Origin of the sequence: Kitasatospora sp. MAP12-44 (assembly GCF_029892095.1) — a bacterium.
GTDB lineage: Bacteria > Actinomycetota > Actinomycetes > Streptomycetales > Streptomycetaceae > Kitasatospora.
Genome location: NZ_JARZAE010000004.1, coordinates 8,213,613 through 8,238,069, shown reverse-complemented (window position 1 = coordinate 8,238,069; position 24,457 = coordinate 8,213,613). Strand labels below are relative to the sequence as shown.

Annotated in this window: 21 protein-coding genes; 11 read left to right on the top strand and 10 right to left on the bottom strand. The window is 72.0% G+C overall.

The window, feature by feature from the left end; genetic code table 11:
- The first annotated feature begins 8 nt into the window (after positions 1–8).
- From P3T34_RS37025 to P3T34_RS37015, 3 genes are all read left to right on the top strand, one after another.
- Positions 9–1,151 (top strand): HoxN/HupN/NixA family nickel/cobalt transporter, encoded by a 1,143-nt coding sequence (locus tag P3T34_RS37025; protein WP_280670784.1) that lies wholly within the window; start codon positions 9–11, stop codon positions 1,149–1,151.
- A gap of 115 nt (positions 1,152–1,266) precedes the next feature.
- The gene (locus P3T34_RS37020; RefSeq protein WP_280670782.1) at positions 1,267–2,673 is read left to right on the top strand and encodes a selenium-binding protein SBP56-related protein; all 1,407 of its coding nucleotides are present in this window, start codon (positions 1,267–1,269) and stop codon (positions 2,671–2,673) included.
- Positions 2,674–2,765: 92 nt separating this feature from the next.
- Positions 2,766–3,998, top strand: coding sequence for a hypothetical protein (locus tag P3T34_RS37015; protein ID WP_280670781.1), 1,233 nt, complete (start codon positions 2,766–2,768; stop codon positions 3,996–3,998).
- Here the strand turns inward: P3T34_RS37015 and P3T34_RS37010 are convergent.
- From P3T34_RS37010 to P3T34_RS36980, 7 genes are all read right to left on the bottom strand, one after another.
- Positions 3,971–5,641: a phospholipase D-like domain-containing protein gene (locus P3T34_RS37010; RefSeq protein ID WP_280670779.1), complete on the bottom strand. Its 1,671-nt coding sequence runs from the start codon at positions 5,639–5,641 to the stop codon at positions 3,971–3,973. The genes P3T34_RS37015 and P3T34_RS37010 overlap by 28 nt on opposite strands.
- A 96-nt stretch (positions 5,642–5,737) precedes the next feature.
- The gene (locus P3T34_RS37005) at positions 5,738–7,030 is read right to left on the bottom strand and encodes a hypothetical protein (protein ID WP_280670777.1); all 1,293 of its coding nucleotides are present in this window, start codon (positions 7,028–7,030) and stop codon (positions 5,738–5,740) included.
- A 57-nt stretch (positions 7,031–7,087) separates the two neighbouring features.
- Positions 7,088–7,243: a hypothetical protein gene (locus tag P3T34_RS37000; protein WP_280670775.1), complete on the bottom strand. Its 156-nt coding sequence runs from the start codon at positions 7,241–7,243 to the stop codon at positions 7,088–7,090.
- 53 nt (positions 7,244–7,296) lie between these two features.
- Positions 7,297–8,910: an FAD-dependent oxidoreductase gene (locus P3T34_RS36995; RefSeq protein ID WP_280670773.1), complete on the bottom strand. Its 1,614-nt coding sequence runs from the start codon at positions 8,908–8,910 to the stop codon at positions 7,297–7,299.
- A 26-nt stretch (positions 8,911–8,936) separates the two neighbouring features.
- A complete protein-coding gene (locus P3T34_RS36990) occupies positions 8,937–9,656 on the bottom strand; it encodes a ferric reductase-like transmembrane domain-containing protein (RefSeq protein ID WP_280670771.1) in 720 nt (239 codons plus the stop codon).
- 413 nt (positions 9,657–10,069) lie between these two features.
- A complete protein-coding gene (locus P3T34_RS36985) occupies positions 10,070–11,476 on the bottom strand; it encodes a HAMP domain-containing sensor histidine kinase (RefSeq protein ID WP_280670770.1) in 1,407 nt (468 codons plus the stop codon).
- Positions 11,473–12,219, bottom strand: coding sequence for a response regulator transcription factor (locus P3T34_RS36980; protein ID WP_280670768.1), 747 nt, complete (start codon positions 12,217–12,219; stop codon positions 11,473–11,475). Before P3T34_RS36980 ends, P3T34_RS36985 begins: the two co-directional genes overlap by 4 nt.
- Positions 12,220–12,255: 36 nt before the next feature.
- Between P3T34_RS36980 and P3T34_RS36975 the strand changes: the two genes are divergently transcribed.
- Positions 12,256–12,507 carry a hypothetical protein gene (locus P3T34_RS36975; RefSeq protein WP_280670767.1) on the top strand — a complete coding sequence of 84 codons (252 nt, stop codon included), beginning with the start codon at positions 12,256–12,258 and terminating at the stop codon, positions 12,505–12,507.
- A gap of 27 nt (positions 12,508–12,534) precedes the next feature.
- On the opposite strand, the gene P3T34_RS36970 is transcribed toward P3T34_RS36975, so the two are convergent.
- On the bottom strand, positions 12,535–14,769 hold the full coding sequence (locus P3T34_RS36970) for an RICIN domain-containing protein (RefSeq protein WP_280670766.1): 2,235 nt from the start codon (positions 14,767–14,769) through the stop codon (positions 12,535–12,537).
- Positions 14,770–14,932: 163 nt separating this feature from the next.
- A complete protein-coding gene (locus P3T34_RS36965; protein WP_280670765.1) occupies positions 14,933–15,544 on the bottom strand; it encodes a GNAT family N-acetyltransferase in 612 nt (203 codons plus the stop codon).
- Between the two features lie 437 nt (positions 15,545–15,981).
- Between P3T34_RS36965 and P3T34_RS36960 the strand changes: the two genes are divergently transcribed.
- Together P3T34_RS36960 and P3T34_RS36955 are read left to right on the top strand one after the other, a co-directional pair.
- Positions 15,982–17,484 carry a TROVE domain-containing protein gene (locus P3T34_RS36960; RefSeq protein ID WP_280672631.1) on the top strand — a complete coding sequence of 501 codons (1,503 nt, stop codon included), beginning with the start codon at positions 15,982–15,984 and terminating at the stop codon, positions 17,482–17,484.
- Positions 17,485–17,528: 44 nt separating this feature from the next.
- On the top strand, positions 17,529–17,903 hold the full coding sequence (locus P3T34_RS36955) for a VOC family protein (RefSeq protein WP_280670764.1): 375 nt from the start codon (positions 17,529–17,531) through the stop codon (positions 17,901–17,903).
- Between the two features lie 35 nt (positions 17,904–17,938).
- Here the strand turns inward: P3T34_RS36955 and P3T34_RS36950 are convergent, their stop codons facing one another.
- Positions 17,939–18,379 carry an Lrp/AsnC family transcriptional regulator gene (locus P3T34_RS36950; protein WP_280672629.1) on the bottom strand — a complete coding sequence of 147 codons (441 nt, stop codon included), beginning with the start codon at positions 18,377–18,379 and terminating at the stop codon, positions 17,939–17,941.
- Positions 18,380–18,531: 152 nt separating this feature from the next.
- Here P3T34_RS36950 and P3T34_RS36945 point away from each other — a divergent pair, with 152 nt between their 5' ends.
- The 5 genes from P3T34_RS36945 to P3T34_RS36925 are packed head-to-tail and all read left to right on the top strand — an operon-like array spanning position 18,532 to position 24,413.
- Positions 18,532–19,419: a tryptophan 2,3-dioxygenase family protein gene (locus tag P3T34_RS36945; protein ID WP_280670762.1), complete on the top strand. Its 888-nt coding sequence runs from the start codon at positions 18,532–18,534 to the stop codon at positions 19,417–19,419.
- A gap of 53 nt (positions 19,420–19,472) precedes the next feature.
- Entirely contained in the window at positions 19,473–20,750 is a 1,278-nt protein-coding gene (kynU, locus tag P3T34_RS36940; protein ID WP_280670761.1) for a kynureninase, read from the top strand.
- On the top strand, positions 20,747–22,111 hold the full coding sequence (locus P3T34_RS36935; protein WP_280670760.1) for an NAD(P)/FAD-dependent oxidoreductase: 1,365 nt from the start codon (positions 20,747–20,749) through the stop codon (positions 22,109–22,111). Before kynU ends, P3T34_RS36935 begins: the two co-directional genes overlap by 4 nt.
- Positions 22,108–23,616 carry a 2-hydroxymuconic semialdehyde dehydrogenase gene (locus P3T34_RS36930; RefSeq protein ID WP_280670759.1) on the top strand — a complete coding sequence of 503 codons (1,509 nt, stop codon included), beginning with the start codon at positions 22,108–22,110 and terminating at the stop codon, positions 23,614–23,616. Before P3T34_RS36935 ends, P3T34_RS36930 begins: the two co-directional genes overlap by 4 nt.
- Positions 23,616–24,413 carry a fumarylacetoacetate hydrolase family protein gene (locus tag P3T34_RS36925; RefSeq protein ID WP_280670758.1) on the top strand — a complete coding sequence of 266 codons (798 nt, stop codon included), beginning with the start codon at positions 23,616–23,618 and terminating at the stop codon, positions 24,411–24,413. The genes P3T34_RS36930 and P3T34_RS36925 overlap by 1 nt, the downstream gene beginning before the upstream one ends.
- The last annotated feature ends 44 nt before the right edge of the window (positions 24,414–24,457 follow it).

The window sequence follows — 24,457 nt, the reverse complement described above, 5'->3', positions numbered from 1 at the left end:
ACGCATCCATGAGCAGCAGCGCCAGCACCGCCACGAGGGACCCGGTCAGCGTCGGCTGGCGCGCCGCCGCCGCCTCGATGAGCCGGCGGGAGTGGACCAACCTGGCCGGCATGGCCGGCTTCATCACCGCGCTGCACGTCATCGGCTGGTTCACGCTGGTCGCGATCGTCGCGCCCCAGCACCTGAGCCTGGGCACGAAGGGCTTCGGCATCGGGATCGGCGTGACCGCCTACACCCTGGGCATGCGGCACGCCTTCGACGCCGACCACATCGCGGCCATCGACAACACCACCCGCAAGCTGATGCAGGAGGGCAAACGGCCACTGTCGGTGGGCTTCTGGTTCTCGCTGGGCCACTCCACCATCGTCTTCGGCCTGGCGTTCCTGCTCTCGATCGGCGTCAAGGCGCTGGCCGGACCGGTGCGGGACGGCAACTCCCACCTGCACAACGTCACCGGGCTGATCGGCACCACGGTGTCGGGCACCTTCCTCTACGTCATCGCCGCCATCAACCTGGTCATCCTGGCCGGCATCTGGAAGGTCTTCCGGCAGATGCGCGCCGGCACCTTCGACGAGGCCGCACTGGAGGAGCAGCTCAACAACCGCGGGTTCATGAACCGGCTGCTGGGCAGGGTGATGAAGTCGATCAGCAAGCCGTGGCAGATGTACCCGGTCGGGATGCTCTTCGGCCTGGGCTTCGACACCGCCACCGAGATCGGCCTGCTGGTACTGGCCGGCAGCGGCGCCGCCTCCGGCCTGCCCTGGTACGCGATCCTCTGCATGCCGGTGCTCTTCGCGGCGGGGATGTCGCTGCTGGACACCATCGACGGCTCGTTCATGAACTTCGCGTACGGGTGGGCGTTCTCCAAACCCGTCCGCAAGGTGTACTACAACCTCACCATCACCGGCCTGTCGGTCGCCGTCGCGCTGATCATCGGCACCGTCGAACTCCTCGGCCTGCTCGCCCAACAGCTGAACCTCACCGGCGCGTTCTGGGGCTGGATCAGCGGCATCGACATCAACCTGCTCGGCTTCGTGATCGTCGGCCTCTTCTTCGTCACCTGGATCGCCGCCCTCGCCGTCTGGAAGTTCGGCCGGATCGAGGAGAAGTGGACCGCCGGCATGCGCCCGGCCGAACACACCGGCGACTGATCGCGGGCGGCAGGCCGTACGCAGACGCGGAGTTCGCGCCGGTACGTGCGCCTGCCGTGCGCCGGGGTCGCCGTGCGAGGCTGCAACCCCTGTTCGGTCGAGCCGAGGAGCCCTCTTGTCCGAAATCCACACCGACCCCTCGCTCTACCGCACGCCGGCGGACGCGATCGCCGCGCCGCCCGAGAAGCTCGCCTATGTGGTCGGCTTCGACCGCTCCGCGCAGCGACCGGACGCCCTGATCACGCTCGACACCGACCCCGCCTCGCCCAGCTACGGCCAGGTCCTCAACGTCACCGAAATGCCTACCCCCGGCGACGAGTTGCACCACTTCGGCTGGAACGCCTGCTCCAGCGCCCTGGCCCATGCCTGCCACCACAACCCCGAGCGGCGCTACCTGCTGCTGCCCGGCCTGCGCTCCTCGCGCCTGCACGTGCTGGACACCCGGCCCGACCCGGTCCGCCCCCGCCTGGTGAAGACCGTCAGCGCCGAGGAGCTCGCGGAGAAGGCCGGCTACTCGCGCCCGCACACCCTGCACTGCGGCCCCGACGGCGTCTTCCTCTCCTGCCTGGGCGGCGCGAACGGCAACGACGGCCCGGGCGGCGTCGCGCTGCTCGACCACACCACCTTCGAGGTGCTGCGGGCTTGGGAGAGCGAGCGCGGACCGCAGCGGCTGGCCTACGACGTCTGGTGGCACCTGGGCACCAACACCGCCGTCACCAGCGAGTGGGGCACCCCGTCGATGGTCGAGGACGGCATCGTCCCGGAGCTGCTGCTGGGCCGCAAGTACGGCCACGCGCTGCACTTCTGGGAGCTGGACTCGGGCCGCCACCTGCAGCGGATCGACTTCGGCGACCATCACCAGATGGTGCTGGAGCTGCGCCCGGCCCACGACCCGGAGCAGGAGTGGGGATTCGTCGGCGTCGTGACCAGCGTGGAGGACCTGTCGGCCTCGGTCTGGCTGTGGTATCGCGACGGCGCGAAGTTCGCCGTCCGCAAGGTGATCGAGATCCCAGCCGAGCCCGCCAAGACCGAGGATCTGCCACCCGCGCTGCAACCCTTCGGCGCGGTACCGCCGTTGGTCACCGACATCAACCTGTCGGTCGACGACCGCTGGCTCTACGTCTCGGCCTGGGGCACCGGCGAGCTCCACCAGTTCGACGTCAGCGACCCGTTCCACCCGCGCGCCACCGGCTCGGTGCGACTGGGCGGCATCACCGCCCGCGCCCCGCACCCCACCGCCCCCGACACCCCGCTCACCGGCGGCCCGCAGATGGTCGAGCTGAGCCGCGACGGCAAGCGCCTCTATCTCTCCAACTCCCTCTACGGCTCCTGGGACGACCAGTTCTACCCCGACGGCATCGAGCCCTGGGTCATCAAACTCGACGCCGACACCACCGACGGCGGCCTCACCGTCGACCCCCGATTCTTCCCGCACGGCGCCGAGTTCAACGGCCTGCGCGTCCACCAGACCCACCTGCACGGCGGGGACGCCTCCTCCGACTCCTACTGCTCACCCCGCTGAAAGATGCAGGGCCGCTGGTCAGCGGGGCTGTGCCGTCCCGTACGCTCCGGGGTGCTTGGGCAGTAACAGCACAGGGGGAGGCCTGAACAGCGATGAGCAGTGATGAGGCAGGACAGCCGCCCGCGGGCGAGCAGCGCGGCCAGGACGGGGACGCGATACCCGGTCGGCCGCAGCCGCAGCCGCAGTGGCAGGCGCCGGGGCAGCCACCGGGGCAGCAGCAGTGGCAAGCGCCGGGGCAGGGGGCGTGGCAGGCCTGGGGGTATGCCCCGCCGCCCAAGCCGGGGGTGGTGCCGCTGGCGCCGCTCGGGCTCGGCGAGATCGTCAGCGGCGTCTTCGGCACCGTCAAGCGGTACGCCCGGGCGCTCTACCAACCGCTGATCGGCCCCACGCTGGGCGCGCTGGCGGTGCTGAGCGTGTACGGGGTCATCGCGTACTTCTCGTTGCGGGGGCTTGTCGACGAGCTCGGCAACCAGCCGGACTACCAGCCGACCGGTGACCAGAAGTTCACCCTCGGTCTGCTGATCGTCGTCGGCTGGCTCCTGCTGGTGGTCTGCCTGCTCGCGCTCTCCACCGTGGCGTCCACCGTGAGTACCGCGGTCCTGCGGCACTCCGTGCTCGGCCGGCCGGTGACGGCGCGCGTGCTCCGAGCGGAGGCGGCGCCGCACTTCTGGCGCGTGCTGGGGGGCCAACTGCTGATCGGTACGGGCTTCGTGGGGGTCATGGCGGTCTCGCTGCTGCCGGCGCTGCTGCTGGGCCTGGCCGGCGCGCGTGCCGGCCTCGTTCCTGCGGTGGGCGTGCTCTGCGCCCTGCCCGCGATCGGGTGCTGCGTCTACGCGCAGGTGCGGCTGAGCTTGCTGGTGCCGGTGATCGTGCTGGAGCGCTCTCGGCCGGTCGCGGCGATCCGTCGGGCCTGGCGGCTCAACCACGGGGCCTGGTGGCGCAGTCTGGGCATCCCGTACCTGATCAACATGATCGCCTCGTTCGCCACCCAGGTGGTCGTCGTACCGTTCGCGATCACCGGGATGGTCGCCCTGATGGGCAGCATCCACCCGGTGTCCACCCCGGGCTTCGTCGACGCCTCGCAGCCGGCTCCCAGCGTCGGCGGGGTTGTCGTCTTCATGGCATGCCTGCTGATCGGCGCGGCGCTGGCGAACGTCATCGCGCTGCCGCTGGCTCCGCTGACCCACGGTCTGCTCTACGTGGACCGCCGGATCCGCAACGAGAACCTCGCGCCGGTGCTCGCCGCCGAGGCCGGCCTGCCCGGGTGGGGGCAGGCCGCGGGTCAGGAGACAGAGGGTCAGGCCGGGCAGGTGCCGCGGGTGTAGTCGACGGTCGCGGCGGCCTGCGAGTACTGCCACTCCGGGGTGAGCAGGTTCGCGTCGAGCTGGGCGGCCGCGCTCGGGCTCTCCACCAGGTAGCCGAAGTCCTGCAGCCACGCGGGGTAGAGGTTCTTGGAGCCGATGAAGAAGGCCGACCCGTCGACGGAGACCAGCTTGTGGTGCAGCGCGTACGGGTGGCCGTCCGCCCAGGCGGTGCCCGGGGCCGCGCGGAAGGAGGCGAGCTGGAGGTTCTGGCACATCGTCGTCCGCGCGGCGTCGGGCGTGCTGCCGGTGACGGCGGCCAGCCGGTTGCGGAGCGTGTCGCTGACCTCCGCGAGGGACTTGATCTGCGAGTACCCGCCGCTGCCGACCGCCCCCCGGTTGGCCGGGTCGCTCACCACGATGCGGACCTTCACCCCGGCGGCCAGCTTGGCGGCCAGCAGGTCGTAGAGCCGGACGTCGTAGCGGGGCAGCGGCGGGCAGGTGCCGTTGAGGTCCTGCTGGGAGATCTCGATGTGGTCGGTGGCACTGGCCACCAGGGCACGCAGGGCGCTCTCCTCGGGGTTGACCGTCTCGTAGTCGCGGTCGGCGTTGGTGTTGTCGTGCAGGGCGATCGGGCCGCAGCTGCTGTCGGGCGCGCTGGGCAGCACCGGCTGGTAGGTGGAGGCGGGGTCGGCGCTGCTGATGCCGACGCCGAGGCCGCCGACGGCGATCACCGGTATGTCGCCGGTCGCGGCGGCGGGCGCCGGGTTGGCGTCCTTCTCCAGCGTCGGCAGGCAGGCGGCGCCGCCGGTGGAGGCGAACCAGGCGGCGGAGAGCACGCCGGTGTGCTGGCAGGTCCAGCCCCACAGGGTGTCGAGGTAGGCGCCGGCGGATGAGGCGGCGGGCCCGGTCAGGGCCAGGTCGACGTCCGACACCGGGTGGGTGGTGTCGATGTAGTCGTCCTTCCAGTTGTTGATGCCACCGGTGATCACGCTCTGCCCGTCGACCACCAGCAGCTTGGAGTGGTTCCAGGAGAAGGCGGTCTTGGCGGTGGTCATCGACGCGACGTTCAGCGTGATGGCGGAGGCCGCCGGGCCGAGCTTGCCGACCAGTTCGTCGCGGTACCTGGTCGGAACCGCGCTGATGTTGTAGAGCGGCGCGGCCCCGACCAGGATGCGGACCGTCAGCTTGTTGCCGTTCGCCACCGAGGCCTTCAGGCCGGCCACGATGGCGTCCTCGAACTCGCCGTTCGGGAAGGGCGCGAGGGTGGAGATGTCCACGGTGCGGGTGGCCTGGGAGATGTTCTGGGTCATCTTGGCCAGCAGCTTCTGCGTCCCGACCCGGTCCGCGCAGGTCGCGTCGCCCCAGCAGCCCGGGGTCTGCAGCAGCCAGCCGGCCGGGTCGCCGGCGGGGGCGTCCAGGCTATTGCCGCTGGTGCGCTGCCACACCGATCCCTCCAGCCCGGGCGAGACCTGGCGCAGCGTCTGCTCGACCGCGTCCAGGTGCGGGGTGGTCGAGGCCGCCGGTGCGGCAACGGGAGCGGGGGCGGGAGCCGGAGCCGGAGCAGCCAGGGCGGGGGTGGCGGGTAGGACGACGAAGGCCGCAGTGACAGCCAGCGCGGACCGTGTGAGGCGACCGAGGCGACGGGGGGACTGGTGACGGAGCACGAACGAATCCTTCAAGAGTTGGCGAGCTGTTCACTCGTTTGACCCCTTGAAGGTACACCACCTTTAATATGACTTAACGTCAAGGACTCGTTGAGATCAGCCCGCTGACATGGGATCCGGCGAGGTGGAGGACTGGACGGCTTGCGGACAGCCGAGATTGATGAGGGAGGCGGCCAGTCGCTGCGTAAGGAAGTCGAAGAGGTTCTGTCCGTTCTGTGGCGAGGGCGCCCGGACCGTAAACCGCCGGTCAAGGGCGATCCGGCTGGTGCCCAGCGTCGCCAGCTGCGCGCAGTAGGCTCCCCCGTCGCCGTCCGGGGCCGCGCCCAGCCGGGGCTGGTCCACGCCCGCGCGGTAGAGGTCGGTCGTCGAGCGGCTCTGCCGGGTACGGTGCAGCACCATCGGATCGTTGAGCGGGACCAGCGCGACCGGCGCGGCCTGCTCCTTGGCGGCCTGCAGCTCGTCCAGACCCAGGGAGGTGGCGCGGCTGCCCGGGTCGGCCAGATCGGGCGCGGTCCACGGGGTGCAACCGAGCGCCGGGTCCTCGAATCCGGTCAGCAGCAGGTTGTCGCTGCCGTTCAGCAGCGGGGTGCCGTGCAGGACGGCGCTGGTGTGCGCGGTCCGCTGGGCGGTCCGGCCGCGGGCGGTGACCAGGTACTCGGTGGTGACATTGTCGCTCTGGTCCTGGTCGACCAGGCCGAAGTCACGGGTGGTCAGGCACGGCCTGCCGTCGCGCCCGGTGCCGAGCGGCGGCACGGTGAGCCGGCCCGCCTGCTCGGCCGCGTCGGCCGCCGCGAAGAACGCGGGCGCGTCGCAGTAGGCGAACTGGCCGAAGGGCTGCCCGGACGAACCGTTGACGCAGGCACCGTTGGCGAGGCCGCCGGAGAGCGTCAGGACGGACCCGTTGAAGCCGAACCAGATGCCCACCACGGCGTTGCGCGGCAGTGCGGGCAGCACCGGGGCGACGGCGGGAGCGGTCCCCTTGTCGGTGACCAGCGGGTCGTAGACGGAGAGCGCACCGGTGGCCGGGTCGAGCACGGTGGCCTGGACGAACGCCGACTGGTTGACGTCGGACTCGTGGCAGGGCCCGTGAGCCGGGTCGGTGGCCGTCAGGGTGTACGGGGTGGCCAGCCCGGTCGCGGTCAGCGGCTGGGCCGGCACGGTGAGGGTGCAGTTGGGGTCGGCTGCGGCGACCGGGAGCGGGCCGCCCGGGGACGCGGGAGCCGGCGGGACGGAGGCGGCGAAGGAGACGCCCAGCAGCGCGGTGGCGACGCTGAGCAGCCCGCCGCAGGAGAGCGCGAGGACGGTGATCCGGCGGCGCCGGTCGCGGCGACGGCGGCTGGGCCGGCGGGGACTGGAGCTATCGCGACTGGACCTGTGGTGAGTCGACATTGGGAGTCCTTTGCACGATGAGGGAGGCGGGAGGGAGGCAGGACAGGGGGACCGGAATCAGGGGCTCGCCACCTGCACTGGCGCCCGGCTGGGCGGCATCGGCGGCGCCGTCAACAGGACGTGGAGGTACCCGCCCATCACCACAGTCAGCACGGCGGCGATGAACAGCCAGCGCACATGGAGCCGCGCCGGCAGGCTGATCAACCAGCGCAACGGCCCACCATAGGAAGAGCTTTGGCGCCGACTGCGGCGGATGGCCCGGTGGCTCAACGGCGCTTCCTCCTGCTCGGTGTCCGCGCCCCGGGCAGCGGCGGCGGCCGCAGCCGGCCCACCTGGTCCTGGTAGTCCAGCAGCTCACGCGGCATGTCGAAGGCCACCGCGGCCACCAGTTGCGGGCCCTGCGCGGTCTGGCGGGTGTACGCCGCCAGGAACCGCCCGGAGCGCAGCGAGCCCTCGACGACGTCCATCCGCTCCCCCAGCGCCGGCATGCCGACCGCCTGCAGGCGCGTCCCGTGCTGCTCGGACCAGAAGCGCGGCACCGGGGTGAACAGCGCGGCCCGGCCCGGGCCCTGGAGCAGCGAGTCGGCGGCGTGCTGGCCCATCTCGACGGCGTGGATGAGGTGTTCCACCCGCCGGGGCGTGCCGTCGAAGCGCAGGTTCGGCCAGCGCGCCACATCGCCCGCGGCCACGATGCCGGGCAGCGGCCGGCCGTCGGGGCCGACGGCGTGGCCGGTGGCGTCGCACAGCACGCCGTCGGAGACGTCCAGGCCGCTGCCGCGCAGCCACTCCGTGCGCGGCACGCTGCCCAGGCCGAGGACGACGAAGTCGGCGTCAAGGACCTCGCCGTCGTCCAGCCGCAGGCGCAGCCCGTCACCGGTGTCGAGCCAGTCGGTGATCTGCGTGCTCAGCCGGACGTCGACCCCGGCCCGGGACTGGATCCGGCCGACCACCTCGCCCAGCGTCCGGCCAAGGACCCGGCGCAGCAGCGGCGCGCTGTGCACCACCAGGGTCACGTCCATGCCGTGTTCGCGTGCGGTGCAGGCGAGTTCGCAGCCGATGAAGCCGCCGCCGAGGATCACCACCCGGCGCGCGGTGGCCTCGTGCATGGCCCGCTGGATCGCGACCGCGTCGGCCATCGTGCGCACGGTGCGCACCCGGTCGCTGAAGACCGGCGCCTGCGGCAGCCGCTTGGCGTCGACGCCGGTCGCGATCACCAGCCCGTCGAAGGGCAGGAGTTCGCCGCCGCGCAGTTCCAGCGTCCGGCGCCAGGGGTCGAGCCCGACCAGGTGCGTGCCCAGCAGCCAGTGGGTGTCGACCGGGTCGTCGGCCCGGAAGGTGAGGTCCTCGCCGCTCAACTCCCCCGCCAGGAACTGCTTGGACAGCGGCGGGCGGCTGTAGGGGCGCTGCGGCTCCTCGCCGACGACCACGAGCTCGCCGTCGAAGCCGCGCTCGCGCAGCCGGGTGGCGGCGCTGAGGCCGGCCAGTCCGCCGCCGGCGACCACGATCCGCCGGTGGCTGCCCCGGCCGGCCGTGCCGCTGCGGCGAAACCGGCGGCGCGGGGCCTGCGGCGGCGGCGCGTCGCGGATGGTGATGGCCTGCATCGGGCAGCACCGGGCCGCCTGCCTGGCTTGGGCTGCCGACCTGGCCGGCACGCTGCCCGTGTAGTGCAGCGAGCCGCCTGCGGCGAGGCGGAAGACCTCGGGAGCCTCCTGCTGGCAGATGCCGTAGATGTGGCAGCGGTTGTTGTCCACGCTGACCTTGACCGGCTCCCACTCGGGGACGAGTTGGGGGCGGGCCGGGGCGAGCGGCGCGGCAGGTCGCGGGCTGGGGAGCAGCTGTCCCTCGATCGTTGCGCTGCTCGTTGTGCTGCTCGTTGTCATGCTCGTTGTTACGCTCGTTGTTATGCTCAACTCCGGCCGCCCAGCGGGTAGTTCTGCCGAAGGCGCGAGTGCGAGGGCAGCACCCGGATCAGGAAGGCCAGCAGGCAGCCGCCGGCTCCCGCCGCGACGCCGACCGCCACCAGGTCGAAATGGCGGGGTTCCGGATGCACCAGGATGATGTGCAGCCAGATCAGGGCGAACGCCAGATAGCCCAACTGGTGTGTCCGCAACCAGCGGTGGTAGCCGATCCGGCGCTGCAACCAGACCGAGCAGCCGACCGCGACGGCCAGTTCGGTCCCCAGCACGCCGAGGCCCACCGGGATCCGCTGCAGGCCGCCCGCGAACGGGAGCACAAGCTCGCGGGTGCCGATATGCCACACCGGTTGGTACAGGAACGTCATACCGTGGATTCCTCCGAAGATCAGGGCGGAGAGCGCGAGCGTCATATGCGCGCCGTAGACCGTGCTGCGGTTGACGACGCGCTGGAAGTAGCGCATCCGCAGCACCACGCCGAGCACGACCGTCGCGGTCATCAGGGCGTACGCGAGGATCGCCGCGAAGCGCGCGATCTTGTGCACGCCGGTGTCATAGGGCACCTGTTTGTCGTATGCGTCCAGCGGCGAGCCCGGTATCGGGGCCACGACGGTGGGCAGGGCGGCCCCCGGCAGAGCTGCCACGGCGGCGGCCGGCGGGCAGTTGCCCGGCCCCAGCGCCATCAGCCCCAGCACGGCCACCAGCAGCAGCACCGCGACGCGAAGTCTCGGTCCTGCTACACGGGGAGGAGCGCTCGGCGCGGTCCGCGGGGCTGCTGCGTCAGCGATCATGGTCGTCGTACCTCGGCTCACTGGTCCCTACGGGTGCGCCACGCCTTGACGGCCGCGCCGGCACGCCCGCACAGGCGTGGACAAGCGTGGACAGGCGTGGACGGGCTGCGCGGACTCGCGCGCCCCAGTCCGTCGAACCTCCTTGGGTGTCAACGGACTTCGTCGACCCTCGGGCCCGAACAACGAGTCGACGCCACCGATCGTATGGTCGCCCGGAGGCGAAAGGCGCCCGCCGCAGAGCTCGCTAAGAAAGCCCTAAGGTTGCGCTTAACCAGAACGGGGCAAGCAGCAAGCGGCAGACAGCGGGCGGTTGGCGCCTGGCGGCAGGGTGCCGCTCAGCGGCGGCGATGGCGCCAGGGCCTGCGGCGGCGGGGCTCGGCGGCCAGGCCGAACACGACCTCCACCCGCGCACCACCCAGCGAGCTGCGCCCGATCAGCACCTGCCCGCCCGCCGAGGCGGCGGCCCGGCGGGCGATGTCCAGCCCCAGACCGGTGGAACCGCCGACGCTGACGCCGCGGGAGAGCGCGCCGGCCGGGTCATCGATGCCCGGCCCGCCGTCCTCGACCACCAGCACGATGCTCAGCGCCGTGCGCCGTACGCTCACCGCGAAGGGCGTGCCCTGCCGGGTGTGCCGGAAGACGTTGCCGACCAGGGCGTCGACCAGCGCCGCGAGGTCGTCCTCCAGCAGTGGCACGGGGGTCGGCTCGTCCGTCGCCCCGAGCCGGCACTCCCGGCCCTGCTGGGCGGCGAGCACCGACCAGAAGCCGACCCGGTGCGCGACCACCTCCGACACCTCGCAGCGGTCCCCTTCCCGACCTCCCTCCCGACCGCCGCGCAGGCTGCTGCCGGTCGGGCCGGGTGACAGGCCGGCGGTGCCCGGACGGTCGTCCGGCGCGCGGTGGCCGGTGGCCGCGGGCGTGCGGGCGGTACGGATGATCGAGTCGACCTCCGCCTCCAGCTGGTGGGTGGCCGAGGTCAGCCGGGTCACCCCCGCCGCCGAGCCGAGCTGCTCGATGGCCAGGTAGAGGGCGGTCAGCGGAGTCCGCAGCCGGTGCGACAGATCAGCCACCAACTCCCGCTCTGCCACCATCAGTTGAGTGACCCGGTCGGCCATCGCATTGAAGGCCCGGCCCGCCTCGGACAGCTCGGCCGGCCCGGTCGGCTCCACCCGGACCTCCAGGTCCCCCGCCCCCAGGGCGTGGGCCGCCGAGGCCAGCCCGCGCGCGGACCGGGCCAGCCGGACGGCGAACCGGTCCACCACCAGCACCGAGCCGGCCACCAGCACCACGGCGAGCAGCGCGAGTTCGGACCAGCCGGTGCGAACCCCCCGGTCCAGCCGCGCCTGCGGAACGAACTCCTCGACCAGCGCCACCTGCTGGCGCCCCAGCAGGACGGGTTGCAGGTAGTCCCACCCGCCGGGGATGTCGGCCGCCACCGACCGCCGCACCTCACCGACCCGGTCGAGCAGCTGCCCGGGCGCATGGCTGTCCCCCACCACCCGGCCGTCGGGCAGCCGGACGCTCAGCACGTCCCCACCGCCCGCATCGCCCAAGTCGGCTTGCAGGTCCGCTGGTTGGGTGGAGAGCGAGAGCGCGGGCGCGACCGCCGCCGCACGCAGCTCGGCGTCCCGGGTCACCTCGGTGCGCAGCTGGGTGCGCAGCAGCAGCCCCAGCGGGATCAGGAAGGTCAGCGCCACCACCGAGGTCACCGCGAGCGTGACCCTGGCCACGGCGGCTCTCACGGGGGCGACACCAGTTTGACGCCCACCCCGCGGACGGTGTGCAGATAGCGCGGGCGGCTGGCCCGCTCGCCGAGCTTGCGGCGCAGGCAGGACAGGTGCACGTCCACGGTCTGCTCGTCCACGTACGGCTGGCGCCACACCTCGGCGAGGATCTGCCGCCGGGACACCACCTGCCCCACGTGCTGGGCCAGGTAGGCCAGTAGGTCGAACTCGCGGCGCGTCAGCCGTACTTCCCGCCCGGCCAGATGAACGGTCCGGGCCAGCGGCTCGATTCGCAGCTCGCCCACGGTCGCGGGCTCCCGGGCCGCAGCCGACGCCCCGCCGCCGTAGCCCTGGGCACCGGCGTAGCCCGAGGCGCCACCGTCCGCCTCCCCCGGCCAGGCCGCGCTGCGGCGCAGCACCGCCGCCAGCCGGGCCACCAACTGGCCGCCGGAGAAGGGCTTGACGAGGTAGTCGTCGGCCCCCGCGTCGAGGAGTCTGATGATCTCGCGATCGTCGTCCCGGGCCGTGGCTACCAGCACCGGGACCCGCGACAGGCCTCGGATCATCCGCAGCGCGTCGCAGCCGTCCAGATCGGGCAGGCCGAGATCGAGCACGACCGCATCCGGCGGCGCCTGGGTGATCTCCCGCAGCGCGCCGAAGCCGTCGGGCGCGCTGCGCACCAGATGGCCACGCGCCGTCAGGATCTCTATCAGAGACGTGCGAATGATCGGGTCGTCTTCAACAACGAGGACGGACGTCATGGAGCACACCGTAGCCGATGCGCCAGGATGTCCCGCATGAACCGTCTACCACGATCTGTGCTGGTCTGGGCCGGCTGTACGGCCGTTGGCGCCGCCCTGGCCGTGCTTGCGATACGAACGGTGTCCGACCCGGCGACCACCGGGATCCCCGCGCTCCCGCCCGCTGCCGCCAGCGCCGCTCCTTCGCCGAGCGACCAGCCGCCCGCTCCCCCGGTCGGCCGGGTCGGCGTGGCGGCCAGCTCCGTCGGCCTCCCGCCGCCCGCCGCGCCGCCACCGCCGAGCCAGTGACGACGGCTCGGCGGCAACGCTGGCCGCCTACGGGTAACTGACCAGGTCCGCAACGCTGTTGGCGGAGTTGGCGGGCCCTCCAGCACCGTTGACGATGTGCGTGATGGTGCCCACGCCGCCCAGCGAGACGGTGACCATATCGTGCAGGCTGACGCCGGGGGTGTCCGGCACCTCGATGGCGTGGTCGGCCACGATCGAGGAGTTGACGTCGAAGTAGCAGTAGACGCCCAGCCCCCAGGCCTGGTGGCTGGTCACGGTGTCCGCGACCTTGTACGCGGCGTAGCCGTCGCTTCCGCCGTTCATCCAGCTCGCCTGGTCCGGCGGGTCGTAGGGAAGCTCGTTCTGCAGGAAGTAGGTGCGGCCGCGCTCGCCGTTCCAGAGCACCGCGTACTGCTGGTAGTGCTCGGCCGCCAGCCCGTACATGGTGACGTCCGCGCCGTTGACGACCAGGCCGTTCGCGGCGGTGTTGGAGGTCCAGCCGACGCCGGTGCCGTGGTCGGCCCGCCACAGCCAGAAGTCGTCGCCGACCACGTCGGCGCTGTTCACCTGCACGCTGACGGTCGCCTTGCCGACGGCCGCGCCGCCGATCCGGGCGAAGACGTCGGACAGCACGGTCGGGTCGGCGGAGTGGTCCGCGCCCGAGCCGTTCGGCCCGATCTGGAGCAGGACGGGCGAGTTGGTGGTCCCGGCGTCGAAGAGCAGGCCCGCGATGCGGATACCCGACACGTCGGCCGTGGACATCGCGGTGACGCCGTTGTCGGCCTCCAGGGTGGCAAGCCCGAGGCCCAGCACCACGGTGTCGGCGCGGGTCACCCTGATGGTGTCGTTCAGGTGGTAGACCCCGGGGGTGAAGAGCAGGTTCTTTCCCGAGGCAAGCGCCGCGTTGATGGTCGCGGCGGTGTCGGCGGGCTTGGCGATGTAGAACTGGCTGATCGGCACCGAGGTCCCGGGGGTCCCGCCGCCGGCCCAGCTGGTGCCCAGGCTGCCGGCCTGGTCGGCCGGGACGAACACCTGGTAGGCGCCGGACGAGTCGACATACAGGTACGGCTTCTCGGCGATCACCGGCGTCGTGGCGACGGTGGTGTACGGCGGGTTGGGGAAACTCGTGGCAGGGGCGTTGGTGTCACCGACGAAGACCATGTTCCAGTTGGACCCGGTCCAGCCGCCCCACTGGTCATTGCGCGAGAGCCACTGCTGCTGGCTGCCGGAGTTTACCTGCCCGTCGACCTTCGAGTCGGCGAGGAAGCCGCCGCTTGACCAGCCGCCGTTGTCGTCCAGCACCATGCTGCCCGCGATGTGCACCCTGCGCATCGGGGAGGCCTGCGAGACGGCCCACTTGGTGGTCCCCGAGGAGGGGTTGTCGGTCAGGTTCTCGACCGAGCGCCAGAAGTTCTGTGTGGCATTGCCGCCGTCCCACTGCGCGTCGGCGTTGACCCCGCCGCCGTTGATGGTGGTGTCGTCCGGCGACTGGCCCAACCCCAGCACCTGGGTGTAGTAGCCGACGTTGACGTTCACGTTGTAGGAACCGGGCTTGAAGAGCAACGCGTAGCGCTGAGCGCCGAACTGGTTGGTCTGCTGCTGGCTGTAGACGGCGTCGAGCCGGCTCTGGATCGAGGCGCTGGACATCGACGGGTCGAAGGTCAGCACGTTGGGGCCGAGATCGGGTGCGCCCGGCGGAGTCCCACCGGTCGGGGTCAGCGTGAACGACTGGGCGCCGGTGCCGTTGCAGGCGTACTGCTGGAGCTGGACGCCGTCGGCGGTGGACGCACTCGGCGTGTCCAGGCACTTGCCGCTGTTGCGGTTGACGAAGTGGTACGCGCCGCTCGCCTCCGCCACCGGCTGCCACTGCTGGTTGGCGCCGCCGCCGTACGTCCAGAGCTGGATGGGTGCGCTGTCGGCGGTGGACACGTTGGTCACGTCCCACACCTGAGCGCCGGCGGCGGCGTTGCCGACCTGGAAGTAGCCGCCGCTGGTCGCCGTGAACGTCCACTGCTGCGCGATGGTGCCGTTGCAGGTGTACTGCTGGACCGCGGTGCCGTTGGCGGTGGCCGCCGCCGTGGCGTCTACGCACTTGGCGCTGTTGGCGTTGGTGACGGTGTAGGTGACGCCGGAGGTGACGGTCGCCGCCCTGGGCGCCGTCTTGGGCGCAGCTTCGGGCGCCGCCGTGGCAGCGGGGGGCGCGGTGAGCGCGAGGGCGCCGGTCAGCAGGGCGGTGGCCAGCACTGCCGTGCGGCTGCGCATGAGGTGGGGTCTGTGGGGCATCTGATCCTCCGTCGGTCGGGCTGCGGGCGGAGCCGGGAGGGAAAGTGTTCAGGGCTTGAAGACGAGAGCGCTTTCTCGCACCCATCGCCTTCAAGCCCTGATTGAACTCAGCCCGCATGACCGCGTCAAGGGTCTGGACCAGTTGAGGATTTCGGTGGTGCGATCAGCGCGCCGGGCGCCACATGGTCGTCACGACATGGCCGCTGGCGGTGGTGACCCGGCCGTGCGGCGCAAAGCCGACGCTCGCGTAGCGCGCGTCGTTCGCGGGATTGGACGACTCCAGGTAGACCGGCGCGCCCAGGGCGTCGACCCGGGCGAGACCCTCGCGCACCAGGCCCATGCCGAGTCCGCGGCCGCGGTGCGCGCTGTGGGTGCCCAGGATCGTCAGATAGAAGTGCGACTCGGCGGGGCGCGCCGCTTCGAGCTGCTCGCCGATGGTGATGATGCTCGCGGCCACCTCCGCCCCCGCGGTCTCGGTCAGGACGTCCACCAGCAGCCCCTCCTCCTCGTGCGTCAACTCCACACCGCCCGGCGGAATCCACAGGGCCACGGCCTCGACACCAGGCGTCACCGTCGCCCACGGGTGGTAGCGCAGCGCCGAAGTCGCATAGAGCCGCCACATCGCGGCCGCCTGCTCGGCCCGCCGACCGACCTCGGGGAACGCCGGCCCCCACAGCGGGTCCTCGAAGAACGCGCTGGTCAGGGTCGCGACCATGGCGTCGACATCTGCGGGCACAGCTGCCCGCGAGGGGATGAGCGGAGATCCAGTAGTCATTCCGCGACCTTAGACCGCCCGGCAAATGGAGGGCGGCGTCGCCAAGCCGAAGGGCCGAGCGGCCGAGTGCCGATGTCGCGTAATTCGGATGCGGCCGTGGGAGTGGCCGGGTAACGTGCCGTCACGCGCCTCCCGATGCGCCGGGCCCCGGTTACTTCCTCGAAAAAAACACCGGCACCCACCACTGATCTCGGGAGGCGCCCGCCGGCACACCGCGCGACCGCGTGTGACCGCTACTTCAACTGTCGATCCTACAGGGGGACTTCTGCGTGACCCGGTTCAACCGCCAGCGGACCAAGACCGAAGCCAGGGCAGAGATCCAGAGCGAACTACCGGGCTTGACCGCAGGCGGCGCGACCTCCCCGCTCTCGGTGTACGGGCAGTGGGCGCCCCCGGCGGTGCGTGGCTACCCGCGGCCGGTCGTCGCCCGGCCCTGGATGGTCAACCACCAGGGCGGGGCCGGGTACGTCCGGGAGCCGAAGTCCGAGCTCTTCCTGCTCGCGGTCGCGAACATGGTCGGACAGTGCACCTTCTACGAGGGCGCCGCCTCCCGCGACGCGCGCTACGCCGAGCTGGTGCGCCAACTCGCGGTCAGCGACCCGCAATGGACCCTCGGCCTGCTGCGCTGGCTGCGCACCGAGGCGCGGATGCGGACCGCCTCACTGGTGGGCGCGGCCGAGTTCGCGCACGCCCGGCTGACGGCCCGCGCCGCCGGGTTCTCCCGGCAGGCCGTCGACGCCGTCCTCCAACGCCCGGACGAGCCAGGTGAGTTGCTGGCTTACTGGACCTCCCGCTACGGCCGCCGGCTGCCCCAGCCGGTGAAGCGCGGGGTCGCGGATGCCGTCCGGCGGCTCTACACCAGCCGCGCGCTGCTCAAGTACGACACCGCCTCCCGCCGCTACCGCTTCGGCGATGTCCTGGAGCTGACCCACCCGGCACCGGCCGAGGACCGGCCGTGGCAGGGCGAGCTGTTCCGCTACGCGCTGGACCGGCGGCACCGCCCAGACCATGCCGTTCCGCCGAGCGATGACCAACTCCTCACCGCTCACCATGAGTTGATGTCAGTCCCGATCTCCGAACGGTACTCGCTGGTCACCGCGCCCGACGGGGGCGAGCGACTGGCGGCGGCCGGGATGACCTGGGAGGCGCTGGCGGGCTGGCTGCAGGGGCCGCTGGACGCCGCGGCCTGGGAGGCGGTGATCCCCTCCATGGGGTCGATGGCCCTGGTCCGCAACCTGCGCAACTTCGACCTCAACGGGGTCGGCGACCGCGTGGCCGCCGAGGTGGCCGCGCGGCTGGCCGACCCGGCTGAGGTGGCCCGCTCCCGCCAGTTCCCGTTCCGCTACCTGGCCGCTCACCGCGCCGCGCCCTCGCCGCGCTGGCAGCAAGGCCTGGAGACGGCCCTCGGCCACTCGCTCGCCAACGTGCCCGCACTGTCCGGGCGGACCCTGGTCCTGGTGGACCGCTCGGGCTCGATGTTCGACACGCCAGGCGGGACGATCGAGCTCAACCGGGCCGACTCCGCCGCGATCTTCGGCACCGCGCTGGCGCTGCGCTCCGAGCAGGCCGACCTGGTCGAGTTCGGCACCGGCAGCAGCGCCGTGCAGCTCACCGCGGGCGAGTCCGTCCTGCGGACCGTGGACCGGTTCCACAACCTCGGCGGCACCAACACCGCCCAGGCGGTCGCCCGGCACTACCGCGAGCACGACCGGGTGGTCATCGTCACCGACGAGCAGGCGCAGTGGAGTTACGGCGGCGACCCGCTGCACGTCGTGCCGCAGCGGGTCCCGGTCTACACCTGGAACCTGGCCGGCTACGCCACCGGTCACGCCCCGACCGGGCCGCACCGCCACACCTTCGGCGGGCTGAGCGACGCCGCCTTCCGACTCATCCCACTCCTGGAGGAGTCCGGCCGGGCAGGCTGGCCCTGGGAGCAGTAACGACGTTTCCATCCCATCCCGTTCCCATCCCGTCACGGAGAACCATGTACCCGAGCATTCGCACGATCACCTTCGACTGCACCGGCGACCCGTACGATCTCGGGCTGTTCTGGAGCCGGTTGCTGGGCCGGTCGCTGAACGACGACGACAAGCCGGGCGACCCGGAGGCGGTGGTCCAGGATCCCGGTGGCGGCCCCACGCTTCTTTTCGTCCGGGTCCCGGAGGGCAAGTCGGCCAAGAACCGGATCCACCTCGACCTGGAGCCCCACGGCCGCAGCCGGGCCGAGGAGTTGGAGCGCGCGCTGGCCCTCGGGGCGCGTCTCGTCGAGGACCGCGGCCGCCCGGACGGCAGTGGCTGGGTGGTGCTGGCCGACCCGGAGGGCAACGAGTTCTGCATCGAGCGCGGTGAGCTGCGATGACGAGTCGATAGCCGGGACCGGGACCGGGCGCGGGCTCAGTCCGAGGGCAGCCCCGCGGCCGTGACCGAGCGCCAGTCCAGCTGGGTGGAGAGCACCATGGTGCTGGACGGCTGCCCGTAGGAGGCGAGTCGGTCGATCAGGGCCTCGAACGCCTCCATCGACTCGGCCTCCACCTTGAGGATGCTGCACGCGTCGCCGGTGACCCGGTGGATCTCGCGGATGCCGGGCCAGTTCATCACCTCGGCGTCCCGCAGCAGGCAGGTCGGGCCGTAGCAGGTCATCCGGATGAAGGCGGGCACCGACCAGCCGGCCCGCGCCGACTCCACATGCGCGTGGTAGCCGGTGATCACGCCCGACTCCTCCAGCCTGCGCACCCGCTCGGTGACGGCGGGCGGTGAGAGGTGGACCCGACGCGAGAGCTCGCTGTAGGAGAGCCGCGCGTCGCTCTGGAGCTCCCGCAGGATCGCCCAGTCCATGTCGTCCACGGCGGACCTTCCTTTCCACAAGTGATCATGGCGATTCCGTCGCGAACTCACCGCAGCGGCGCTGCATCGCCGTGGATTCACTATTCCACCAACCCGGCCTCCGGCGCCATCATGAACGGGCCTGCCAGAGAAGGGTCAGACCCATGGAAGAGAGCACGCAGACAGCGGTGCTGAGACCGGCGACCGCCCAGGAGCGCGCCGATCGCGCACTGGCCACCGGTGGGGCCCCGACCCTGGAGTTCCACGACCGGGTCCCGTACGACGCCTATGTCCGCACCGAGGAACTGCACCGTCTGCAGTACCCGGTGAGCGACGACTCCGGCGAGATGTCCTTCCTGGTGATCAGTCAGGTGATGGAACTCTACTTCGGGCTCACCCGGTTCGAGCTGCGCGAGGTGCAGCAGCGGCTGCGGGACGACGACGTGTGGGGTTCGCTGCTGCCGCTGCGCCGCGCGGCCCTCCACCTGGAGGGGCTCAACGCCAGCTGGCAGACCCTGCGGTGGATGACCCCGGCCGACTTCAACCGGTTCCGCAACCTGCTCGGCGAGGGCTCCGGGTTCCAGTCCGCGATGTACCGGCACCTGGAGTTCCTGCTCGACCTGAAGACCGCCTCACTGATCCGGCCGTTCAAGCAGCAGCCCGACGTCTACGCCGAGTTGGCCGAAACGCTGAACTCCCCCAGTGTCTGGGACGACGTCATCGCGCTGCTCGCCCGGCGCGGCCACGCCATCGCGCCGGAGCTGCTCTCCCGCGACTTCTCCGCCGATCGGGCGAGCGACGACACGGTCGAGGCGGCCTGGGTGGAGGTCTACCGCGACAGCGGTCCGGACAACCACCTGCGCCTGCTGGGTGAGGCGTTGGCCGAGGTGGCCGAGCAGTTCGGTCAGTGGCGCTACCGGCATCTCAACACGGTGCGCCGTACGATGGGCGCCAAGCCCGGCAGCGGCGGCTCCAGTGGCCTGGCCTGGCTGCAGAAGAGCATGGCGCGCGAGGTCTTCCCCGAGCTCTGGTCCGCCCGAACCCTGATGTGACGCCTACGGCACCCACGATGACGTCCGCCACCCCACGGTGAAGGGAGACAGCTGTGAGCACCCCCGAGCAGACCGCCCGCGCCCTCGACGCGGCCGACCCGGGCCACCGGGACCTGTTCCACCTACCGCCCGCCGACGGCGGACGCTACGCCGAGGCCGCCTACCTCGCCGGAAACTCCCTCGGCCTGCAACCCAAGGCCACCCGCGAGGAGTTGCTGCAGGATCTGGCCGACTGGCAACGCCTGGGCGTGGAGGGCCACTTGGAGGCCGGTCGGCCCTGGCTGCCGTACCACGAGCTGCTCACCGGGCCGGCCGCGCGCCTGGTCGGCGCCCTCCCGGCCGAGACCGTCGTGATGAACTCCCTGACGGTCAACCTGCACCTGCTGATGGTCTCCTTCTACCGCCCGAGCGGCGAGCGCCGCCGCCTGGTGATCGAGGACAGCGCGTTCCCCTCCGACAGCTACGCGGTGCGCAGCCAGGCGCGTCTGCACGGTCTCGACCCGGACCAGGACGTGCTGCGGCTGCGGCCCCGGGCCGGTGAGGACGTGCTGCGCACCGAGGACGTCGTGGAGTTCCTGGCCCGCGAGGGCCACACCGTCGCCCTGCTGCTGCTGGGCGGCGTCAACTACCTGACCGGCGAGCTGCTGGACATCCCCGCGATCACCGCAGCCGGGCAGGCGGCCGGCGCGCTGGTCGGCTGGGACCTGGCGCACGCCGTCGGCAATGTCCCGCTCCAACTGCACGACTGGGGCATGGACTTCGCCGCCTGGTGCTCCTACAAGTACCTCAACTCCGGTCCGGGTGCGGTCGCCGCCGCCTTCGTCCACGAGCGGCATCTCGCCGACCCCTCCGTGCAGCGCCTGGAGGGCTGGTGGAGCACCGAGCCGCAGACCCGGTTCCGGATGGACCCGGTGAGCCGGCCGCCCGCCAGCGCCGACGCCTGGCAGGTCTCCAACCCGCCGATCCTGGCGATGGGTCCGGTGCGCACCTCGCTGGAGCTGTTCGACAAGGTGGGCATGCCCGCGCTGCGCGAGCGCAGCCTGCGGCTGACCGGCTACCTGGAGGGGCTGCTCGACGAGCTCACCGCGACCCGTCCGCTGAGCGTGGTCACCCCGCGCGACCCGGAGCGCCGCGGCTGCCAGCTCTCGCTGCGGATCGGCCACGGCAGCGCGGCGGAGCTGGCCCGCCGACTGCGCCACGAGCACGGCGTGATCACCGACGCGCGCGAGCCGGACATCGTCCGGCTGGCTCCCACCCCGCTCTACTCGACGTTCCATGACTGCTGGCGCGCCGCCGACGCCCTGGCCCAGGCCGTGGCGGTGACCGGATGACGCACCAGCACACCCAAGCACCGCACACCGAAGCCACCGAAGCCGACGAGACCGTCGCCGTGGTCGGCGCGGGCCTGGTCGGCTGCCTGCTCGCCTGCTACCTGGCGCGCCGCGGCTACCGCGTGGACGTGTACGAGCGCCGCCCGGACCCGCGCACCAGCACCGCCGAGCGCGGCCGCTCCATCAACCTGGCGCTGTCCGAGCGCGGGCTGGACGCGCTGCGCCGGATCGACCTGGAGAAGCGGGTGATGGCCGACGCGCTGCCGATGCGCGGTCGGATGATCCACCCGGTGAGCGGCCCGCTGGACTACCAGCAGTACAGCCACGACGGCGAGCGCGCCATCAACTCGATCAGCCGCGGCGCGCTCAACAACGCGCTGCTCGACGCGGCCGAGGCGGCCCCCGGCGTGCGGGTGCTCTTCCGCCACCAGCTGACCGGCCTGGACCCGCGCACCGGCACGATGACGTACGCGGCGCCCGAGGGCGAGGTGCGGGTGAGCGCCGCGATCGTGCTGGGCGCGGACGGCGCCGGCTCCGTGGTGCGCGAGCACCTGGTCGCCCGCCGCGACACCACGGAGCGCGTGGACTTCCTGGACTACGGCTACAAGGAGTTGACCGTCCCGGCGGTGGACGGTGAGTTCGCCCTCGACCCCGGCGCGCTGCACATCTGGCCGCGCGGCAGCTCGATGATGATCGCCCTGCCCAACCCGGACCGGTCGTTCACCTGCACGATGTTCTGGCCGAACAACGGCTCGTCCAGCTTCGCGGCGCTGACCACCCCGGCCGCCGTCGAGGACCACTTCCGCGCCCAGTACCCGGACGTGCTGGCGCTCGCGCCGGACCTGCTGGACGACTACCGGCACAACCCGGTCGGCCGGCTCGGCACCGTCCGCTGCGCGCCCTGGCAGGCCCACGGGCGGGTCGCGCTGGTCGGCGACGCCGCGCACGCGATCGTGCCCTTCTACGGCCAGGGCGCCAACTGCGGGTTCGAGGACGTGGTCGAGCTGGACCGCTGCCTGACCGACACAGGCGGCGACTGGCCGAGCGCGCTGGCGCTGTTCGAGCAGCGGCGCAAGGCGAACGCCGACGCGATCGCCGAGATGGCGCTCGCCAACTTCGTGGAGATGCGCGACAAGGTCGGCTCGCGGACCTTCCGGTACGTCAAGAGCGTGGAACACGCGCTGGAACGGGCGCTGCCCGGCCGCTACGTCTCGCGCTACGAGCTGGTGTCGTTCAGCACCGTGCCGTACGCCCAGGTGCGCCGGCGCGTGCGGCGTCAGCAGCGTCTGCTCGGCGGCGCGGCCGCCGTGCTGGTGGGAGTGGTGGCCGGCGGCCTGTACCTGATCGGGAGGAACGCGTGAAGAGCGAACTGTGGCATCCGGGGCTGCTGGCCGGGCGGTCGCAGAGCCCGCCCCGACTGCTGCGCAACTACGTGGACGGCGAGTTCACCGGCTCCACGCCGACCTTCCAGAAGTCCAGCCCGGTGACTGGTGAGACGCTCTTCGAGGTCGTCGAGGCCGACGCCGCCACCGTGGACGCCGCGGTCGGCGCGGCCCGGGCGGCGCTGCGCGGACCGTGGGGTCGGATGAGCGACCAGGAGCGGGCGGCGGTGCTGCGCCGGGTCTCCGACGAGCTGGAGCGCCGCTTCGAGGACGTCGTGGCGGCCGAGATCGGCGACACCGGCAAGTCGATCAGCCAGGCCCGCACGCTGGACGTGCCGCGCGGGGCCGCCAACTTCCGTGCCTTCGCGGACATCGCGGTCACCACCCCGACGGAGTCCTTCACCACCGCGACCGCGGGCGGCGGTCGGGCGCTCAACTACGCGCTGCGCAAGCCCGTTGGCGTGGTGGCGGTGATCGTGCCGTGGAACCTCCCGCTGCTGCTGCTGACTTGGAAGGTCGCCCCGGCGCTGGCCTGCGGCAACACCGTGGTGGTCAAGCCCTCGGAGGAGACGCCGTCCTCGGCGACCCTGCTCGCCGAGGTGATGGCCGCGGCCGGGGTGCCGGACGGCGTGTTCAACCTGGTGCACGGTTTCGGACCCGACTCGGCCGGCGAGTTCCTCACCCGGCACCCCGGGGTCGACGCCATCACCTTCACCGGCGAGTCCTCTACCGGCAGCGCCATCGCCAAGGCCGCCGCGGACGGCGTCAAGGCCGTCTCCTTCGAACTGGGCGGCAAGAACGCCGGGTTGGTCTTCGCGGACGCCGATCTGGACGCGGCCGTCGAGGGTTCGGTGCGCTCCTCGTTCACCAACGGCGGTCAGGTCTGCCTGTGCACCGAGCGGCTCTATGTGCAGCGCCCGGTCTTCGAGGAGTTCACCGAGCGCCTCGCCCGGCGGGCGGCGGAACTGGCCTTCGGCTGGCCGGCCGACGAAGCGACCGCCAACACGCCGTTGATCTCCGAGCAGCACCGCAAGAAGGTGCTGGGCCACTACGACCTGGCCCGGGCGGAGGGCGCCACCGTCGTAACCGGCGGCGGCGTACCCGAGTTCGGCGACGCGCGGGACGGCGGCTGGTATGTGCAGCCCACCGTCCTGACGGGCCTGGGCCCCGACGCGCGCACCAACCGCGAGGAGATCTTCGGCCCGGTCTGCCATGTCGCGCCGTTCGACGACGAGGACGAGGCGTTCGCGCTCGCCAACGACAGCGCCTACGGCCTCGCGGCCGCGGTGTGGACCAGGGACGTCGGCCGCGCCCACCGCTCGGGCGCGGCGCTGGACGTGGGCCTGGTCTGGGTCAACACCTGGTTCCTGCGCGACCTGCGCACCCCGTTCGGCGGCATGAAGGCCTCCGGGGTGGGCCGCGAGGGCGGCACCCACTCGCTCGACTTCTACACCGAACTGACCAACGTCTGCTTGGAGTTGTGATGGCCAACGCGGTGCAGCAGGCGGCCCGGATGCTGTCCGGCGCCTACCGCAGCAAGCTCCCCTGCCCACCGCTGCGCGGCAGCACGCTGCCCGAGGACGACGTCGAGGCGGCGTACGCGGTGCAGCGGGCGCAGGTGGAGGAGTGGACGGCGCAGGGCCGGCGGCCGGTCGGAGCAAAGGTCGGCCTGACCTCACCGGCGGTGCAGCAGGCCTTTGGCGTCTTCCAGCCGGACTTCGGCGTCCTGTTCGCCGACATGGCCGTGCCCGACGGCGCCGAGGTCGACCTCGCCCGGCTGATCCAGCCCCGGGTGGAGGCGGAGGTCGCGTTCGTGCTCGGCGCGGATCTGCCGTACGAGCAGGCGACGGTCGCCGACGTGATCGGTGCGACGCGCTACCTGCTGCCGGCGATCGAGATCGTCGACTCGCGGGTGGCCGACTGGGACATCGGCATCGTCGACACGGTCGCCGACAACGGGTCCAGCGGGCTGTTCGTGCTGGGCACCTCGCCGCGCGCGCTCGCGGAGGTGGACCTGCGGCTGTGCGGGATGGTGCTGGAGCAGGCGGGTGAGCCGGTCTCGGTCGGCGCGGGCGCCGCCTGCCTGGGCAATCCGCTGCACGCGGTGGCCTGGCTGGCCGGGCGCCTGGCGCAGTCCGGGCAGCCGCTGCGGGCCGGCGACGTGGTGCTGTCAGGGGCGCTCGGCCCGATGGTGCCGGTCACCCCGGGTGCGGTGTACGAGGCACGGATCTCCGGCCTGGGCTCGGTCCGGGTCGGCTTCACGGAGCGGGAGGCGGCATGAAGACCGGTGTGGCCATGGAGAGCGGCGTGGCGGTCGATAGCGAT

What these genes read in the sequence shown, in the direction of transcription:
- P3T34_RS37025 (WP_280670784.1), top strand. Translation starts at nt 9, where the DNA reads ATGAGCAGCAGCGCCAGCACCGCCACGAGGGACCCGGTCAGCGTCGGC.
- P3T34_RS37015 (WP_280670781.1), top strand. Translation starts at nt 2,766, where the DNA reads ATGAGCAGTGATGAGGCAGGACAGCCGCCCGCGGGCGAGCAGCGCGGC.
- P3T34_RS37005 (WP_280670777.1), bottom strand. Translation starts at nt 7,030, where the DNA reads ATGTCGACTCACCACAGGTCCAGTCGCGATAGCTCCAGTCCCCGCCGG.
- P3T34_RS36995 (WP_280670773.1), bottom strand. Translation starts at nt 8,910, where the DNA reads ATGACAACGAGCAGCACAACGAGCAGCGCAACGATCGAGGGACAGCTG.
- P3T34_RS36980 (WP_280670768.1), bottom strand. Translation starts at nt 12,219, where the DNA reads ATGACGTCCGTCCTCGTTGTTGAAGACGACCCGATCATTCGCACGTCT.
- P3T34_RS36975 (WP_280670767.1), top strand. Translation starts at nt 12,256, where the DNA reads ATGAACCGTCTACCACGATCTGTGCTGGTCTGGGCCGGCTGTACGGCC.
- P3T34_RS36970 (WP_280670766.1), bottom strand. Translation starts at nt 14,769, where the DNA reads ATGCCCCACAGACCCCACCTCATGCGCAGCCGCACGGCAGTGCTGGCC.
- P3T34_RS36965 (WP_280670765.1), bottom strand. Translation starts at nt 15,544, where the DNA reads ATGACTACTGGATCTCCGCTCATCCCCTCGCGGGCAGCTGTGCCCGCA.
- P3T34_RS36960 (WP_280672631.1), top strand. Translation starts at nt 15,982, where the DNA reads ATGGTCAACCACCAGGGCGGGGCCGGGTACGTCCGGGAGCCGAAGTCC.
- P3T34_RS36955 (WP_280670764.1), top strand. Translation starts at nt 17,529, where the DNA reads ATGTACCCGAGCATTCGCACGATCACCTTCGACTGCACCGGCGACCCG.
- P3T34_RS36950 (WP_280672629.1), bottom strand. Translation starts at nt 18,379, where the DNA reads ATGGACTGGGCGATCCTGCGGGAGCTCCAGAGCGACGCGCGGCTCTCC.
- P3T34_RS36945 (WP_280670762.1), top strand. Translation starts at nt 18,532, where the DNA reads ATGGAAGAGAGCACGCAGACAGCGGTGCTGAGACCGGCGACCGCCCAG.
- P3T34_RS36935 (WP_280670760.1), top strand. Translation starts at nt 20,747, where the DNA reads ATGACGCACCAGCACACCCAAGCACCGCACACCGAAGCCACCGAAGCC.
- P3T34_RS36925 (WP_280670758.1), top strand. Translation starts at nt 23,616, where the DNA reads ATGGCCAACGCGGTGCAGCAGGCGGCCCGGATGCTGTCCGGCGCCTAC.